14 protein-coding genes are annotated in these 16,686 nt (G+C 36.2%); 5 read left to right on the forward strand and 9 right to left on the reverse strand.

What is annotated here, in order from left to right:
• Positions 1 to 19: 19 nt before the first annotated feature.
• Entirely contained in the window at positions 20 to 2,143 is a 2,124-nt protein-coding gene (locus tag OZP13_RS15845; protein WP_281297799.1) for a Tex family protein, read from the forward strand.
• A gap of 54 nt (positions 2,144 to 2,197) precedes the next feature.
• Here OZP13_RS15845 and OZP13_RS15850 read toward each other — a convergent pair whose 3' ends face one another.
• The 9 genes from OZP13_RS15850 to tatA form a co-directional block, all read right to left on the reverse strand.
• Positions 2,198 to 3,595, reverse strand: coding sequence for a glycosyl hydrolase family 8 (locus tag OZP13_RS15850; RefSeq protein WP_281297800.1), 1,398 nt, complete (start codon positions 3,593 to 3,595; stop codon positions 2,198 to 2,200).
• A gap of 272 nt (positions 3,596 to 3,867) precedes the next feature.
• Positions 3,868 to 8,763, reverse strand: a complete 4,896-nt coding sequence (locus OZP13_RS15855) for an Ig-like domain-containing protein (RefSeq protein ID WP_281297801.1) — start codon at positions 8,761 to 8,763, stop codon at positions 3,868 to 3,870.
• 27 nt (positions 8,764 to 8,790) lie between these two features.
• Positions 8,791 to 9,090: a DUF6916 family protein gene (locus OZP13_RS15860; protein ID WP_269241090.1), complete on the reverse strand. Its 300-nt coding sequence runs from the start codon at positions 9,088 to 9,090 to the stop codon at positions 8,791 to 8,793.
• Between the two features lie 26 nt (positions 9,091 to 9,116).
• The gene (locus tag OZP13_RS15865) at positions 9,117 to 9,611 is read right to left on the reverse strand and encodes a GNAT family N-acetyltransferase (RefSeq protein WP_281297802.1); all 495 of its coding nucleotides are present in this window, start codon (positions 9,609 to 9,611) and stop codon (positions 9,117 to 9,119) included.
• A 12-nt stretch (positions 9,612 to 9,623) separates the two neighbouring features.
• Positions 9,624 to 10,127, reverse strand: coding sequence for a phage tail protein (locus OZP13_RS15870; protein ID WP_349293479.1), 504 nt, complete (start codon positions 10,125 to 10,127; stop codon positions 9,624 to 9,626).
• A gap of 61 nt (positions 10,128 to 10,188) precedes the next feature.
• Positions 10,189 to 10,695: a phage tail protein gene (locus OZP13_RS15875; protein ID WP_269241095.1), complete on the reverse strand. Its 507-nt coding sequence runs from the start codon at positions 10,693 to 10,695 to the stop codon at positions 10,189 to 10,191.
• Positions 10,696 to 10,716: 21 nt separating this feature from the next.
• Positions 10,717 to 11,223, reverse strand: coding sequence for a phage tail protein (locus tag OZP13_RS15880; protein ID WP_281297804.1), 507 nt, complete (start codon positions 11,221 to 11,223; stop codon positions 10,717 to 10,719).
• A 43-nt stretch (positions 11,224 to 11,266) separates the two neighbouring features.
• Complete coding sequence (locus OZP13_RS15885) at positions 11,267 to 11,932, reverse strand: hypothetical protein (RefSeq protein WP_281297805.1); 666 nt, start codon at positions 11,930 to 11,932, stop codon at positions 11,267 to 11,269.
• Between the two features lie 243 nt (positions 11,933 to 12,175).
• Positions 12,176 to 12,358 carry a twin-arginine translocase TatA/TatE family subunit gene (tatA, locus tag OZP13_RS15890; RefSeq protein ID WP_281297806.1) on the reverse strand — a complete coding sequence of 61 codons (183 nt, stop codon included), beginning with the start codon at positions 12,356 to 12,358 and terminating at the stop codon, positions 12,176 to 12,178.
• A gap of 455 nt (positions 12,359 to 12,813) precedes the next feature.
• On the opposite strand from tatA, the gene OZP13_RS15895 reads away from it, so the two are divergent.
• The 4 genes from OZP13_RS15895 (at position 12,814) to OZP13_RS15910 (ending at position 16,667) form a co-directional block, all read left to right on the forward strand.
• Entirely contained in the window at positions 12,814 to 13,317 is a 504-nt protein-coding gene (locus tag OZP13_RS15895) for a peptidase (RefSeq protein WP_281297807.1), read from the forward strand.
• Positions 13,318 to 13,327: 10 nt separating this feature from the next.
• Positions 13,328 to 14,818: a GH3 auxin-responsive promoter family protein gene (locus OZP13_RS15900; RefSeq protein ID WP_281297808.1), complete on the forward strand. Its 1,491-nt coding sequence runs from the start codon at positions 13,328 to 13,330 to the stop codon at positions 14,816 to 14,818.
• A gap of 61 nt (positions 14,819 to 14,879) precedes the next feature.
• Positions 14,880 to 16,082: an AAA family ATPase gene (locus OZP13_RS15905; protein WP_281297809.1), complete on the forward strand. Its 1,203-nt coding sequence runs from the start codon at positions 14,880 to 14,882 to the stop codon at positions 16,080 to 16,082.
• Positions 16,083 to 16,085: 3 nt separating this feature from the next.
• On the forward strand, positions 16,086 to 16,667 hold the full coding sequence (locus OZP13_RS15910; protein WP_281297810.1) for a DUF4276 family protein: 582 nt from the start codon (positions 16,086 to 16,088) through the stop codon (positions 16,665 to 16,667).
• Positions 16,668 to 16,686: the final 19 nt, after the last annotated feature.

Below are 16,686 nucleotides of genomic sequence, written 5' to 3' on the forward strand. Positions count from 1 at the left end.
TTACTAAAAAATCAAAAAAATGACCAACATACAATTCATAGCCAAATTCGTTAACACAGCAGCCATAAACATTCAAAACACGGTTCAATTATTGGAAGAAGACTGCACGATTCCTTTTATTTCCCGTTATCGAAAAGACAAAACCGGGAATCTAGATGAGGTTCAAATCGAACAAATCGCCAAACTCCAAAAGGATTACGAAGTCATCGTAAAGCGAAAAGAAGCCATTTTAAAATCGATTGAAGAGCAAAACGCATTAACACCCGAATTGGATAAAAAAATCCAGCAGAGCTTCGATTTACAGGAATTGGAGGATTTTTATTTGCCGTTCAAAAAGAAGAAAAAAACCAAGGCCGATGTCGCCCGTGAAAAAGGATTGGAACCCTTGGCCAAAATTATGATGGCGCAAAACAACGACGATGTCGATTTTATCGCGACCAAATATTTGAACGATAACGTGATTAATGAAGATGCCGCTTTGCAAGGCGCACGCGACATTATCGCCGAATGGATTAACGAAAATATTTATGTCCGTAAACAGTTGCGAAGACTTTTTCAGCGAAAAGCAACCATCACAACCAAGGTCGTAAAAACCAAAAAAGAGGAACAAGACGCCCAAAAATTCAATCAATATTTCGATTGGTCAGAACCTTTGACAAAAGCACCTTCGCATAGATTATTGGCGATGTTGCGTGCCGAAAATGAAGGTTTCATCAAGTTTAAAGTAGAAGTAGATATTGACGAAGCCTATGATATTATTGACGAATTGGTTTTGAAAGGGCAAAGTCCAGCCACGCCACACGTACAATTAGCGATTGAAGACAGTTATAAAAGATTGCTGAACCCTGCCATTTCAAACGAAGCTTTGCAAGAAGCAAAAGCCAAGGCTGATGCCAATTCGATTCAGGTTTTTGCCAATAATTTGGGTCAATTACTGTTGGCGCCACCTTTGGGCGAAAAACGAATTTTGGCAATCGATCCGGGATTTCGTTCGGGCTGTAAAATAGTTTGTCTAGACGAGAAAGGCGATTTGTTGTACAACGAAACCATTTATCCGCATGCGCCACAAAACGAAACGGCAATGGCGATGAAAAAGATAAAATCGATGGTCAATGCCTATAGCATTGATGCGATTTCAATTGGAAACGGAACGGCTTCACGCGAAACTGAATTTTTTATCAAGAAAATTGCATTTGACAAGCCTGTGCAGGTTTTCATCGTTTCAGAAGCGGGTGCATCGGTATATTCCGCTTCGAAAATTGCGAGAGAAGAGTTTCCAAATTATGATGTTACGGTTCGTGGTTCGGTTTCTATCGGAAGACGATTGTCGGATCCTTTGGCTGAATTGGTAAAAATTGACCCGAAAGCAATAGGAGTGGGGCAATACCAACACGATGTGGATCAAACCAAACTCAAGGAAGAATTGGACAATACCGTGATTCGTTGCGTGAATTCCGTTGGGATAAACATCAATACGGCGAGCAAGCATTTGTTGGGTTACGTGAGTGGAATAGGAGAGAAGCTGGCCGAAAACATCGTGCAATACCGTTCGGAAAACGGACCTTTTGAAGACCGAAAACAATTGAAAAAAGTGCCTCGATTAGGAGAAAAAGCCTATCAACAAGGTGTCGCTTTCATCCGAATTTCGAATGCCAAAAACCCGTTGGATAATTCTGCCGTGCATCCCGAAGCTTATGGCATAGTCGAGAAAATGGCGAAAGATTTAAAACTTTCGGTAAATGATTTGATTGCCAATAAAGAAAAAACAGCTTTGATTAAAGCCGAAAATTACATCACGCCCGAAATAGGTTTATTAACACTTAAAGACATTATCAAAGAACTCGAAAAACCAGGATTAGATCCCAGAAAATCAGCTAAAGTTTTCGAATTTGACCCGAATGTAAAAACAATCAAAGACTTGAAAACCGGAATGATTTTACCTGGAATTGTGAATAACATTACCAATTTTGGTTGCTTTGTCGATATTGGTTTGAAAGAAAGCGGCTTGGTTCACATTTCCCAACTCAAAGCCGGTTTTGTGAGCGATGTGAATGAGGTGGTCAAACTGCACCAGCACGTTGAGGTAAAAGTAACCGAGGTGGATGAGGACAGGAAGAGAATTCAGTTGACGATGGTTTTGTAAAAGCAAAAATCCCAAATTATATTGTAATTTGGGATTTTATTAGTTTAGGGCAATCTATTCTAAAATCACTTTTTTAGTAATGCTTTTTTGGTTGTTTATAACTTTTACTAAATAGACGCCAGCAGCTTTTCCTGCTAAATTTATTTCACTTTTTTCAGCAGTTGTTTTTTGTTTGGAAACAATAGTTCCTTGGGGAGAAATCACTATAATTTCGAATTCTTTTGGAGCTGTAACTGTAAAAATTCCTTTGCTTGGATTTGGATATACCGAAATAACATCATCGGAAGCAGTAAAATCAGCAGTTTTTAAAACTGCTGTTGGAGGTAAATAAAAATTACCAGTCAAGGCCAATAAATATAGCGTTTTTAAGGTGTGATTAAAATAGCTATTGGGCTCATTTAAGTTTTTTAAATCAGTATAAGAGGCATCCAAATGGGTTTGGTTTTCGCCACTCATTGCAGCACAGGCAAATGCCCCAACAAAAGTAGCATTATGCCATTGTCCGCTTAACGTGCCATTTTGCTGGTAACCATCTTTTATGTTGGAAGTTCCACCTAAAGTTAACCGAACAAAATCAGATGATTTTTTAGAATAGGTTTTGGCCTCTGCAGAGCCATACCATAAATAATCAACTGCAATTCTCCAAGGCGTTCTTGCGGCATCATAGGTATAGTTTTTTCCCTGATTGGCATATCCGCCGGCTTGTGAAGAATAATTTCCTGAAGCATCACACCAGTCTGATACTAATCCGCCAGCAGCATTGTTTTGAGTCAGATTATTATTGATAACAGTATAAGATTTTGAGGCAACTGAATTCCAAAAAGCAGTATCATTAGTAAAAACTCCGAATGCTCTGTAATAAGCTGGCGCAAAATAAGAAGGATTGGTAATTGCAGTTCCGCCAAAAGCATCTCCTGGTTTCAGCACAAAAGTATTGGCTTCTACTTCATAAGTTTTAATGGAAGAAATTAAGGTTTTGGCATCGTTTTTATAATTTATAGTGCCAGTACTTCCCCATTGATAGTCGGCGACAATAAGAGCAAAGGCAGCGTCTAATTCGGCATCGGTGGCTCCGTTTTGACCTATGGTTCCTGAACAGCCATTGATTTTCCAATTCATCACGCCATTGCTGTTTACATTGTCTTTGTAATAGAGCCAAAGGGCATCAAACAGCGTTTTGTCGGTCATGTACACAGACAATAACATTCCGTAACCAATTCCTTCTGAAACGGTTTGGGATGAGGTGTCAAATTTTACTCTGGAACGTCCATTATTACAGTTTTCTACAAAATTATTTTTCCAGATAGCATAGCTGTCGACGACATCTTGACTATTTTTTGTAGTAGCCATTAAACCATTCGCATAGATTTTATTGGCTGGAAAAGACTGGGTTTGCGAATGCACAAAAGTGCCACAAACTAACAATGTGGCAAAGAAGATTATTTTTTTCATTTATAATGATTTGGGGCATAAAAGTAGGCTTTTTTTGAAACTTAGTTTAATTAGTCATTACTTAAAAATCAGAATAAAAAATTAGAGCCAAGGAACAATTTGCTCTTTGATTTGGGTAAGTCTCATTTTTAGATTGTAGCCAATACCTGCCAAAAGTGCATTATGAATATATCCACCACGCTTTTGAGGAAAATTAATCCTAAAGCGTGGTTTCTTTTTAAATGTGAGTCATTAACAATCAGTTTTTTATATCTTGTTTAAGGGTTGACTAATTATTTTTTAATTAAAAATTTCTGGGCTTTAATTGTATTATCGCTAGTGCATATGATAAAATAAATTCCTTCGGGTAAGTTCTCTAGGTTCAAAGTATTGACTACATTTTCTTCCAGATTGATTGATTTTATAGTTTTCCCTGATTGGTCTATTACAAGATAATTTCCTCCATAAGCGGTTATAATTTTTATTATTCCTTTACTAGGATTTGGATAAATTTTAAATTCATTTTGTTTGAATTCACCAACGGTAAGACTATTTATAGTGATACAATTTGATGTAACAGTACATGCGCCTTCTTTAATTTCAACTTTATAATCTCCAACGGTTGAAGGAGTGTAAGATTGGTTTGTTTCATTGGCAAGCAAAGTATTCGGGCATTTATACCATTGATAAGTAGCTCCAAATTGATTAGATGTCAATATGCCCGAACTTAAGCTTACAGTGGTATTAATAGCCGATGAATTGGTTATTGTCAAATTCAAAGTTTTGGTATTGCAACCCACCACATTGGTATAAACTCCAGAAGTGGTATAAGCAGTATTGTTTTCAGGCCAAGTATAAGTATCGCAAGCGGTTACTGTTTGGCTGGATGCCGATGATTTGGTTATGGTCAAATTCAAAGTTTTGGTATCACAACCCACCACATTGGAATAAACTCCAGAAGTGGTATAAGCAGTATTGTTTTCAGGCCAAGTATAAGTATCACAAGCGGTTACTGTTTGGTTGGATGCCGATGATTTTGTTATGGTCAAATTCAAAGTTTTGGTATCACAACCCACCACATTGGTATAAACTCCAGAAGTGGTATAAGCAGTATTGTTTTCAGGCCAAGTATAAGTATCGCAAGCGGTTACAGTTTGGCTGGATGCCGATGATTTTGTTATGGTCAAATTCAAAGTTTTGGTATCACAACCCACCACATTGGTATAAACTCCAGAAGTGGTATAAGCAGTATTGTTTTCAGGCCAAGTATAAGTATCGCAAGCGGTTACTGTTTGGCTGGATGTCGATGATTTTGTTATGGTCAAATTCAAAGTTTTGGTATCACAACCCACCACATTGGTATAAACTCCAGAAGTGGTATAAGCAGTATTGTTTTCAGGCCAAGTATAAGTATCACAAGCGGTTACTGTTTGGCTGGATGCCGATGATTTGGTTATGGTCAAATTCAAAGTTTTGGTATCACAACCCACCACATTGGTATAAACTCCAGAAGTGGTATAAGCAGTATTGTTTTCAGGCCAAGTATAAGTATCACAAGCGGTTACTGTTTGGTTGGATGCCGATGATTTTGTTATGGTCAAATTCAAAGTTTTGGTATCACAACCCACCACATTGGTATAAACTCCAGAAGTGGTATAAGCAGTATTGTTTTCAGGCCAAGTATAAGTATCACAAGCGGTTACTGTTTGGTTGGATGCCGATGATTTGGTTATGGTCAAATTCAAAGTTTTGGTATCACAACCCACCACATTGGTATAAACTCCAGAAGTGGTATAAGCAGTATTGTTTTCAGGCCAAGTATAAGTATCACAAGCGGTTACTGTTTGGTTGGATGCCGATGATTTGGTTATGGTCAAATTCAAAGTTTTGGTATCACAACCCACCACATTAGTGTAAACTCCAGAAGTGGTATAAGCAGTATTGTTTTCAGGCCAAGTATAAGTATCGCAAGCGGTTACAGTTTGGCTGGATGCCGATGATTTTGTTATGGTCAAATTCAAAGTTTTGGTATCACAACCCACCACATTGGTATAAACTCCAGAAGTGGTATAAGCAGTATTGTTTTCAGGCCAAGTATAAGTATCGCAAGCGGTTACTGTTTCGGCAGCTGATGTTGTCGATGGAGTACCGGTCACTGTTTTTACTAATAATCTGTCACTTGCACAATAGGCAGTTTCACAAGCCACACAATAAGTAGTATTATTTGTTGTAGGGGTTGCGGTTACTGATGTTCCCGTTGCAAAACTGGTGCCTCCTGCCAAAGTTGTGTACCAAGTAGCTGTTGTACCAAGAGGACAAGTGGCATTTAGTGTCACAGGAGTGCTACCCAAACATGGAATGTTTTCCGTAGTATTTGTAAATGTTGCATTTCCGGGTTTTATTGAAGTTGTCGTAATGTTTGAATTTACTGTTGCAAAATTAGTTCCACTTACAGACGCCATGTTTGTTACGGCGCAAGTAGTTGCCGGCAATACATTTGCAGCATTAATTGTTGCACTAAAAGTGATTACGGTTCCTTTTCCTGCAGGTAAAGTAAATGGCCCTACCAAAATTGTTTCTGTTGTTGCATTGGCTGAACTATTTTTAGCAGATTGATTGGTCTTTGCAAGTGTACTATTTTGAATTTCTGCGATTGGAGTTGTTTGTTCTTCAACATTTTTAGGTGCTGCAATTTTTGATGCTGATGCGTTACTAGGAACAAGGACTGTTCCTGATTCGATTGTTCCTCCGCCTTGTTCGTCTATAGCTGTTCCTGGATTTGCACTATTATTTGCATTCCAAAAAGAGGCAAGTGCTGTAGTTCTGTCACCTGTTCCATTTACTAAAGGAGTTGTTCCTTGCAAAATTACTTTATTGCCTAAGCCCTGAGCCAATACATCGAAAGTTGCAACAAGATTAGTTACAGGGCTATTAGTTGTATTATTTCCAATATTTGCGGCACTTATTAAAGAAGTTGTCGAAGTTCCTATTGAAATTACCCCAATATGTGCGTATGAATTTGCCACTAAACTAATGTTGTTGTTTTTTATGCTGGCATCCATTCTGGCGTTTGCGGTAAAAATATTATTATCATTTGCTTCAGATAAAATACCATAGTTACTGGCATTGGTGATGGAATTATTTAATATTTCTGTAATATGTTTAGCATTTCCATAAGCTGCAACTGAAATACCATTGGAAACAGATCCTGTTCCACTACCATCAATTGTGTTAGAATTTATTCTTCCATTCATGGTGGCATTATCCTGACTTCCAACATTACAAGTAAAGCTTCCATTGAAACTTGATTTTATGGTATTGTTTATTATATTATAGTTTACTGTTGCCGATCCAGTTGATTGCAATGACAAACCATTGCTACCCGGGCTTGAAGCTGCTGCATTTATAGTGTTTCCTTCAGCAATTGTGTTTCCTCCAACTTGTATGTTGTTTGTTGAAGTGCCACCAAAATTTAGTGTTAAACCATATTCTTTAGAATTAGAAAAATCGTTGCTTTTTAACACTAAAGTATTATTTGAAGTTCCGTAACCTTCAAAAACAAAGTTACTTCCACCGTTTGCTTTATTAAAAGAATTTTTAAATTGACACGCTGTTATGGTTAGATTTGAAGTTCCCTGGTCATTATAAGCATAAAAACCACGCCCCCAGGAATCATTAACATTTGTATTGGTTATGGAAGAGGTCCCTTTGAGATTTGTAGCGTATATACCACCAACATTTGAGCTTGCCACATTACTTCCACAACCAGTTAAAGTACTGTTGTTTAATGTAAAATTAGTTACATTGTTTATTGAGATGCCAAAATTATTGTTTGTACCGGTAACCGAAATATTGTCTAATGCAATTCCGGTACTTCCAACCAATGAAATAGCAGCATTGATTGAACCCACAAAATTCATGTTTTTAAGCGAAATGTTTGTACATGAATTAAAATGAGCTCCTTTGTCGGATACGTTTTGAATTGTACCTCCGGATCCGGCAGTAGTTCCAGTTCCAGTGACTTGAAAACTCCCTGTTGTATTGGTCATAATTATTCCTCCCGCACCTCCATTCGAAGAAATACTTTTAAAGATACAGTCTAAAACGCCACCTCCATTAATGCTTACGGCAGTAGTATTTCCTCCTGTTATGGTAACATCTCTTACTTTTAAAGTTCCAACGCTAGAACCCGTCATGTTGGAAGAAAGTATAACTCCTTGAATGTCATTATTAGAACTAAGTGTTATAGCAGAAAAAGTTGGGCTAGTACCACCAGTTGTTGGCAATACATTGCTGTAAGAAGGAACTGTTAGACCTAATATTGATACTAAACTGGCTGTCGCTCCCTGTCCAATCACTTTTTGATTGGTTGACAAAGTCAATGTGGTACCGCTACTTCCAGTACCTGTGTAAATAAAAACGGGGTTAGATCCCGTGCCAACAGCATTCTGTACTAATTTAAAAGGACTTAATAAAGTACCATTTCCGTTTGTTGCCACTGAACTATTTACAAAATAGATAGGTGTTGATATTGTAATGTTGACTGTTCCTGTATTTGTTTTTCCGCCGGCATTTGTAAGTGTATAAGTAAAACTGTCGGCACCGGAATAACCAGCTGTTGGATAGTAGGTAAAGGAACCGTCTGTGGATAAAGCAGCAGTTCCATGAGCTCCATTTGCCAATATGGCCACAGTCATCGCCGTTCCGTCAGGACTAACATCGTTGGCTAAAACACCCTGAGCCGCATTTAGTGTAATTCCAACATTTCCGATGCAGTTATAAGCGTCATTTACAGCAATTGGAGTTACTTTAAGAGAATTGGGAACTAATGTCAAATTAGCATCCAAAATGTCTTGAAAAGTTGCTCCAGTGGCATCCGTTCCAGTATTATTTATAGTGATGGTAAAGTCAAGTTGTGATCCAGGTTGAGCATTTCCTCCGCCATTTATGGCAACTGCATTGGTAACACTGACCGTTGCAGCAACAATTGAATTAGCGATTGCTTCTTTTTTGACCGGAGATGATTCAATTTTGCTATTAGTCTCCTTGCCAACAATTTTTTTCTCGACTTTTGCTATCTGCTTTACAAGTTGAGCAACAACATTTTCCTTGATAAGGGTGTTATATGACATTCCGAATGTAAGGAACCCTAGTAGTATTGTAACAATTAAGAGTTTGTTTTTTTTCATTTTTTTTACTTTAAAGAGTTAGCACAATTAAGAAAATACGGCTTCGTATCTCATCCCGAAACTATCAAAACCTAGCGGAGAAAGAAACAATTCTAAATTGCCTTTTTGAGGATGGATAATGGTAAAAATACCTTGTTGGTAATATTCGTTTTTTTGTTCTGTACGGAAAACTATGGAAAAAGGACTCCTTTCCAAAGGAGAATAATTATTCAGCTTTGTTACTTCAATTAACTCTGCATCAAGCTGAATTTCATCAGAAATTTGAATCGTGAATACCTTGTTTAAGTGTGGGTCAAAATCATTTAAAGTAAGTAAAGCTATATCCATTTGTTATATTTTCTTGTTTGTCGGTTTCATTCAGGACGCCACTCCATTAAATGGTAGACACCATTTGTTTCGCTAATTTTTGTAAATCCCAATTTCTTGTATAAATTCATGGCAGGATTAAAACTTTCTACATGAATAGTAACATTCCTATTCACTTTTGCGGCCTTTTTTATTATTTCTTCCAAAATAGAACTGCCAATATTTTTTTTTCGCCAATCTGGCAAAAGAGTAATATCTATAATTCGAATACCCTTATTTTCAAAAAAGAAATCAATGTACAGTCTTCCAATTGTAGTATTCTCTTTCTCAATTATATAGAATTTTGCCCCGATATAATTTTTTTGATAATATTCATGCTGGGCAAAAAACTGCTGTTCAATAAACATGTTTTTTTGTTCTTCGCTCCAATTGGTTCCTTTTTCTAATTCTTCCGTGCGTGTGCTGCCGTATATTTTACACAAAACAGATAAATCACTTTCGTGAATGTCTCGAAGATTAATATTTTTTATATCTAAATCCAATGCAATAATTAATTAAGTTCTTGGAGGATAAACTCCTTGAAGGGCTATGCAAAAATACATCGTCAAATAAGGCATCATGTTGTTATGAGGCTGATCTCCTCCAGCAGGAGCAAGCGAAGAATCTGCCATTGCAGTTGACGGAGTGCCCGTAGAATAAATCTTTACAGGATTACCTCGGCCTAAACTGTTGGCTGATGGGACAGTAGATTGCGAATTTAAGTTGGCAGCATTTAAGTTGTGACTATGAGAAGGTATTTCTGACTCTAGCAAAGATACAGTTTCAACACCACCAGTTTCTCCCAAATCATGCAATGATAATCCTGGACCTTGGCCAGGGTGCATAGGTGTCCTGCCTTGCAAATTAGGTAATGCAAAGTTCGATTTTCCGTCACCGCCATAAGTTGTGCCCAATAACGAAAAAAGTGCTGTGTTTTGAGATAGAGGTAAAAGTTGACCATCGCACCAAGCCCAACCTCTTGGGACAAAGTTAAATGGGAATATGCGTATTTCGGCCACAAATGGATCCATAATATTTTATTTTTTGGTGTTTAAAAATTTAAAGAACGCTAGATTTATATTACGTTGGAGATGGAAATATTCCAAATAATGAAATTATAAAATCTACACACAAATAAGGTTGAAAATTAGTATGGGGCTGACTACCACCAACCGCAGTTATTGAATTATTAGCTAACGCTACACTTGTGTTTGTTGCAGCATATATTTTATTACCGGTTGCCGTACTACTCAATAAATTATTACCAGGGTTTCCGCTGTTAGCTAAATTATTAGAAGCCAATAACGGATGAGAATGGCTAGGAATCTGACTAGAAGTTAGGGTTACTTCTTCAACTCCACCAGTTTCGGCAAGAATAAATCCATTTCCTTGATGTATTGGAATGCGACCCCGTAAATCAGGTAAAGAAAAAGTTTCTTGACCATCACCACCATAAGTAGTTCCGATTAATTGAAATAATGTTTCATTTTCAGAAATAGGAAGAAGCTGTCCTTCACAAAACATCCATCCTGCAGGAGCAAAATTTCCGGCAAACATTCTGATTTCACCAACGTAAGGTTGTGCCATAGTTGTAACTTTTTAGAATTATTAATTAGGGGAGGGAAAAACTCCTTGTAAAGCGATGCAAAAATTCAAGGTTAAAAAAGGTTGCATATTCAAATGAGCCTGACTTCCGCCTGTATTTGAAACCGATGTCGGATTTAATACCACTAGATTATTAGGATTTCCGTATGCTTGATTAGGAGCTGTATTTCCTAATGCAGTCATACTCGTAGGAATGTTAGTTGTTACTGCTTGAGACGTTCCTTTAAGAATGTGTGTGTGCGTGGGCATTTCGGCTATGGTTAATGTATGAGCTTGTTCCCCTCCTCGTTCCCCCAGTGTATGACCATTTCCAACATGAATTGGCGTTCTTCCTCTTAAATCAGGCAAGGCAAAATTTACTCTTCCATCGCCACCAAAAGTAGTACCTAATAAGGAAAACAAAGCCTGGTTTTGGTTTATGGGCAATAATTGTCCATTACACAATGCCCATCCTTTTGGAGCAAAGCTAAAAGACATAATTCTTGTTTCAGATAAAAACGGTTCTGCCATAATGAGACTATTTTAGATGTTTATTATTTTTTTAGATGTTTTATTAAACCAGTATAGAACTTACTGATAGAGTATGTTGGGAAACAATTTCTTTTTCGTAAACTATCGTATTCCTTTCTTTGACAATTATTATCGTTGAGGTTTTTTCTGTGGATAAAATTGTTTTTAGAGAAACGCTTCCCCTATTGGTTTCAAAACCGTATGGATCAAATTTTTGAATTGGGGCAGGAAATAAATAAAGGGACAAATCCACATTCTTGTTGTTGATTTGTAGTTCTTTCATGGCAATATTTATGGCTTCCAAATCAAATCCGGACAATGATTTTAATGTTTTCCATTCTCCATTTGAGTTTTTTCCAAAACATAACAAAACAGCATCTAATTTCCCTGCACCAGCAACATGAAGATGCATCGGAAACATTTTCAAATGACCGTCTTGAGAATTATAACAAAAATTACTTGAAGATTCATAACCGTTTTCTTTCCAACTTACAATTGCTTTATTATAACAATCTAAAAGAGTTTGATCTAAAAGAAAAGCATCTGAATGTGTTGATTTAGAAAATTTCGATAAAATATTTTCTTCTTCTCTGTCTGAATCCAAAAAACTAGTGAGGGTGTTTTGCCCAAGAAGCGAGCCGCAAAGTAGGGTTGCAGTACTTACAAATCCAACATTTTTAATGAAATTTCTACGTGTTAAATCAATCATAGAGTAATGGTTTTTAGTAAAAAATTTCGTTAAAACTACTAAAAACCATAGTACATAAAATATTTTAATCTACGAATTACAAAAAAAGACGATAAACTCCTTAATAAACGATGTTTTTTTAAGAAAAAACTACAAAATAACAAACAAGGCCATGGTTGGTTTCATAAAACAAAAATTCCAAACCCCAAGGAAATAAATCACTTGAAGTTTGGAATTTTTTTACCGTTGAAATTTAAAGAAAATTTATTCTTTTGTTTCTTCTTTTGTTTCTTTTTTTTCCGCTGGTTGGTCGTCTTTAGCAGCATTTTTGAATTCTTTAATTCCACTACCCAAACCTTTCATTAATTCTGGAATTTTTTTACCTCCAAAAAGTAATAAAACAATTGCTAAAATAACAAGGATTTCCGTTACACCTAAACTTCCCATGATTAAAATAATTTATTGCCGAAGCAAATTTGTAATAATTCGTGGGGGCAAAGGTATATAGAATTCCCTAACATAAATTCATTTGAAGTTAATTATTTAGCATCAAAAGAGTTAAAAATTTCGTAAAATAAATAAATCATCAGGAATGGCAACGGTTGAATTGGCTGCAGGGCATTCGCTTTTAAAAGTTTCCGCCACGACCCGAGTCCCGATAATTGTCGGGACGAATAGGCGAAGCAATTACACTAATAACACGAATTACAATTAGTTTTTAATTGCACAAATTCTTAAAAATAGATAAAATTCGTGCAATTCAATTTTAAATTTTGATAAAAATTAGTGACAATTAGTGTAATTCGTGGCTAACTTTATTTTTCTTTTTAAAAGCGAATGCCCCGAATTGGCTGGTAATATCAAAGATATAAATTATTATATTTGTATCATAAACGCAAAATATGTCTGAAAAGAGGCTTAAAAGAAGAAAACTCATCAATAAATTATTCTTAAAAAACCGATTGGTTATTTTGAATGAGGATACTTTTGAAGAAATTTTTTCCTTCAAATTGAATCTAATGAATGTTTTTGTGGCGGCAACCTTGGGAGCCATTTTACTGATTTCCTTTACCACCGTAATCATTGCTTTCACCCCATTGCGCGAGTTTATTCCAGGATATTCTTCTTCCAAATTAAAAAGAGACGCCACCGAATTGGCCCTGAAATCCGATTCCTTGACCACGGCTTTAAAGAAAAACGAAGCCTACATCAAATCCATCCAAAAAGTATTGACCGGCGAACTCGAATATGCCAAATTCAACAAAGATTCCATTCTTGCCACAGCCGATGAAGCACCATCCCAAGTTGATCTATCTGCTTCAGAAGAAGAATTAGAATTAAGAAAAGAGGTAGCCACAGAAGAAAAAAATTCAAAATCCAACGCATCGAAAGCGAAAAAAAAATAAAACCCTTATAATGTCTTTAAAACCTTTTTTTGCTAAACTTTTTGCACAAAAAATCTATCGGAAAACACAGCTTTGGGCAACCAATCCAACGAAAACCCAGCAGCGAGTTTTCGAGGATTTAATTCGTCAAGCTAGAAATACCCAATTTGGGATTGACCATCATTTCGACCAAATAAAAACGTTTGAAGACTTTTCGAGAAACGTCCCCGTTCGGGATTACGAAGGTCTGAAATCATACGTCGATAAAGTGGTGAAAGGCGAGGAGAACATTCTCTGGAAAGGCAAACCGCTTTATTTTGCCAAAACTTCAGGAACCACTTCGGGAGCCAAATACATTCCGCTAACCAAGGAATCGATGCCCTTTCACATAGAAGCCGCACGAAACGCCATTCTGCATTACATTCACGAAACCGGAAACGCCGATTTTGTCGATGGAAAAATGATTTTTCTGCAGGGAAGCCCCATTCTTGAAGAAAAGAACGGCGTAAAACTGGGAAGATTGTCAGGAATCGTGGCACATTTTGTTCCCAAATATTTGCAAAAAAACCGAATGCCTTCTTGGGAAACCAATTGCATCGAGGACTGGGAAACCAAGGTAAATGCCATTGTCGAAGAAACTTTTGACCAAGATATGACCGTGATTTCCGGGATTCCGTCTTGGGTGCAAATGTATTTCGAAAAATTGCATCAAAAAGGAGGAAAGCCCGTGGGCGAAATCTTCAAAAACTTCAATTTGTTCATTTATGGAGGCGTTAACTATGAACCCTATCGAGCCAAATTCGAAAACTTGATTGGACGAAAAGTGGACAGCATAGAATTATTCCCCGCTTCGGAAGGGTTTTTTGCCTACCAAGACTCACAAAAAGAAAAAGGAATGTTGCTATTATTGAACTCCGGAATTTTCTACGAATTCATCAAAAGCGACGAGTTTTATACCGAAAATCCCAAAAGACACACCATTGGCGAAGTCGAATTGGGCGTGAATTATGTGTTGATTATTTCGACCAATGCCGGACTTTGGGGTTACAACATTGGCGACACTGTCCAGTTTACGAGTTTGAAACCCTATCGAGTTATCGTTTCGGGAAGAATCAAACATTACATCTCGGCTTTTGGTGAACACGTCATTGGAAAAGAGGTAGAAAGTGCTTTGCAGGAAGCCATTATTGGAACCAACATTCGCATCAACGAATTTACGGTTGCGCCACAAATTACGCCAAACGAAGGTTTGCCATATCATGAATGGTTCATCGAATTTGAAAACGAACCTGAATATCCAGAAGCTTTTGCAGAAGCTTTGGACAATGCGATGCGTAAACAAAATATCTACTACGATGATTTGATTGTGGGCAAAGTATTGCGAAAATTGGTTGTCACAAAAGTGGCCAAAAACGGCTTTCAGGACTATATGAAATCCATTGGAAAACTGGGCGGACAAAACAAGATTCCAAGGTTGAGCAATGATAGAAAGATTGTGGATGAATTGGTTACATTGATTTAAAATCGAAAATTTATTCCTCTTTGTAAATAACAAATATTACTTTTATAAAAAAGTTTCAAAAATGAAAATCGAGAAAATAAGAATAAAAAATTTCAAAGTTTACCAAGATACCGAAATAAGAGATTTACCAAATATGTGTGTCTTTCTCGGAGCAAATGGAGCAGGAAAATCTACACTTTTTGAAGTATTCGGTTTTTTGAGTGATGCCCTTAAAAGTAATGTAAAAACAGCACTCAATAAAAGGGGTGGGTATAAAGAAGTTTATTCAAGAAATGGAGTTGGAGATATTGAAATTGAAATAAAGTTTAGAAATCCTGATGTTGATGGTAAAAAACAACCTCTGATAACCTACGAGTTATCTGTTTGTTTAGGAAAAACTAATATGCCAGTAGTTTCTAAAGAAGTTTTAAGCTACAGAAGAGGAAATAGAGGAAGGCCTTATCGTTTTTTAGAATTCACTTATGGAAAAGGAAATGCAATTGTAAATGAAAGTGAATTTGAAACCGCTAAGCAAGAATTTAAAGAGCAAAGAGAGGAACAAACTTTGGATAGTCCAGATATTTTAGCCATAAAAGGACTAGGACAATTTCAAAAATTTAATGCTATTAGTTCATTTAGAAGATTATTGGAAAACTGGTATGTTTCTAATTTTCAAATTCAAGCGGCTCAAAATATTGAAGATACAGGTTTGAGCGAGCATTTATCAACTACAGGAGATAATTTAGCTCAAGTTACCAAATATATATATGAAAATTATCCAGACACTTTTCAAAAGATTTTAGATAAAATGAAAGAAAGAGTTCCTGGAATTGACAAAGTAGAAGCGAAAGAAACAATTGATGGTAGAATTGTTTTGCAATTTAGCGACGGCAGTTTTAAAGACCCTTTTATATCTCGATTCGTTTCGGATGGCACTATTAAAATGTTTGCTTATTTGGTTTTACTCAATGATCCTAAGCCACACCCATTACTATGTATTGAAGAACCTGAAAATTATTTGCATCCTGAACTATTGATTGAATTAGCTGAAGAATTTAGAGATTATGCTAATAGAGGTGGGCAAGTATTTATATCTTCACATTCACCAGATTTTGTGAATGCCTTAGAATTAGATGAACTTTTTTGGTTGAATAAAGACAAGGGTTTTACAAGTATAAAAAGAGCTTCAGATGATGAGGCAATATCCAGTTTATTTAAAGATGGTGATAAATTGGGGTATTTATGGAAACAAGGGTATTTTATCGGGAGTGGACCTAAAAATTAGTTTATGGCAAGAATAGAAATATTAGTCGAAGAACCATCAATGAAAGAATTTTTAACCATTTTATTACCAAATGTTCTTAATAATCAATGGAACCTGAATGAAAATTACTTTATTAGAAGTTTTGAAGGTAAAAGTGATTTACAGAAAAATATACCATCTAAAGTAAAATTTTTAAGTAATTGGAATCACGAAGCAGTTGGGGTTGTTATTATGCAAGATCAAGACAGTTCGGATTGTAAAATTCTTAAACAAAAACTTATAAATATTTGTGACCAAAATGGGAATTGTCCTAAATTAGTTAGGATAATTTGTAGAGAGCTTGAGTCTTGGTATCTTGGTGATTTTTTGGCCGTAAACAAAGCCTATCCAAGTTTTAAACATCAAAATTATATACACCGGTCAAAATTTAGAATTCCAGATAATTGTAATGCTTTTGACGAGTTAAAAAAAATACTTCCTGAATTTCAAAAAGTTGGCGGAGCAAAAAAAATTGCTCCATTTATTGCCATAAGCGAAAATAAATCTGAAAGTTTTAAACAAACAATTACAGGTTTAATACGGTTTTTTGAAAGCGTAAAAGATTAAAATAGTCGATGATACTAAT

It is taken from the genome of Flavobacterium limnophilum (assembly GCF_027111315.2).
In the GTDB taxonomy this organism is placed as follows: Bacteria; Bacteroidota; Bacteroidia; order Flavobacteriales; family Flavobacteriaceae; genus Flavobacterium; species Flavobacterium limnophilum.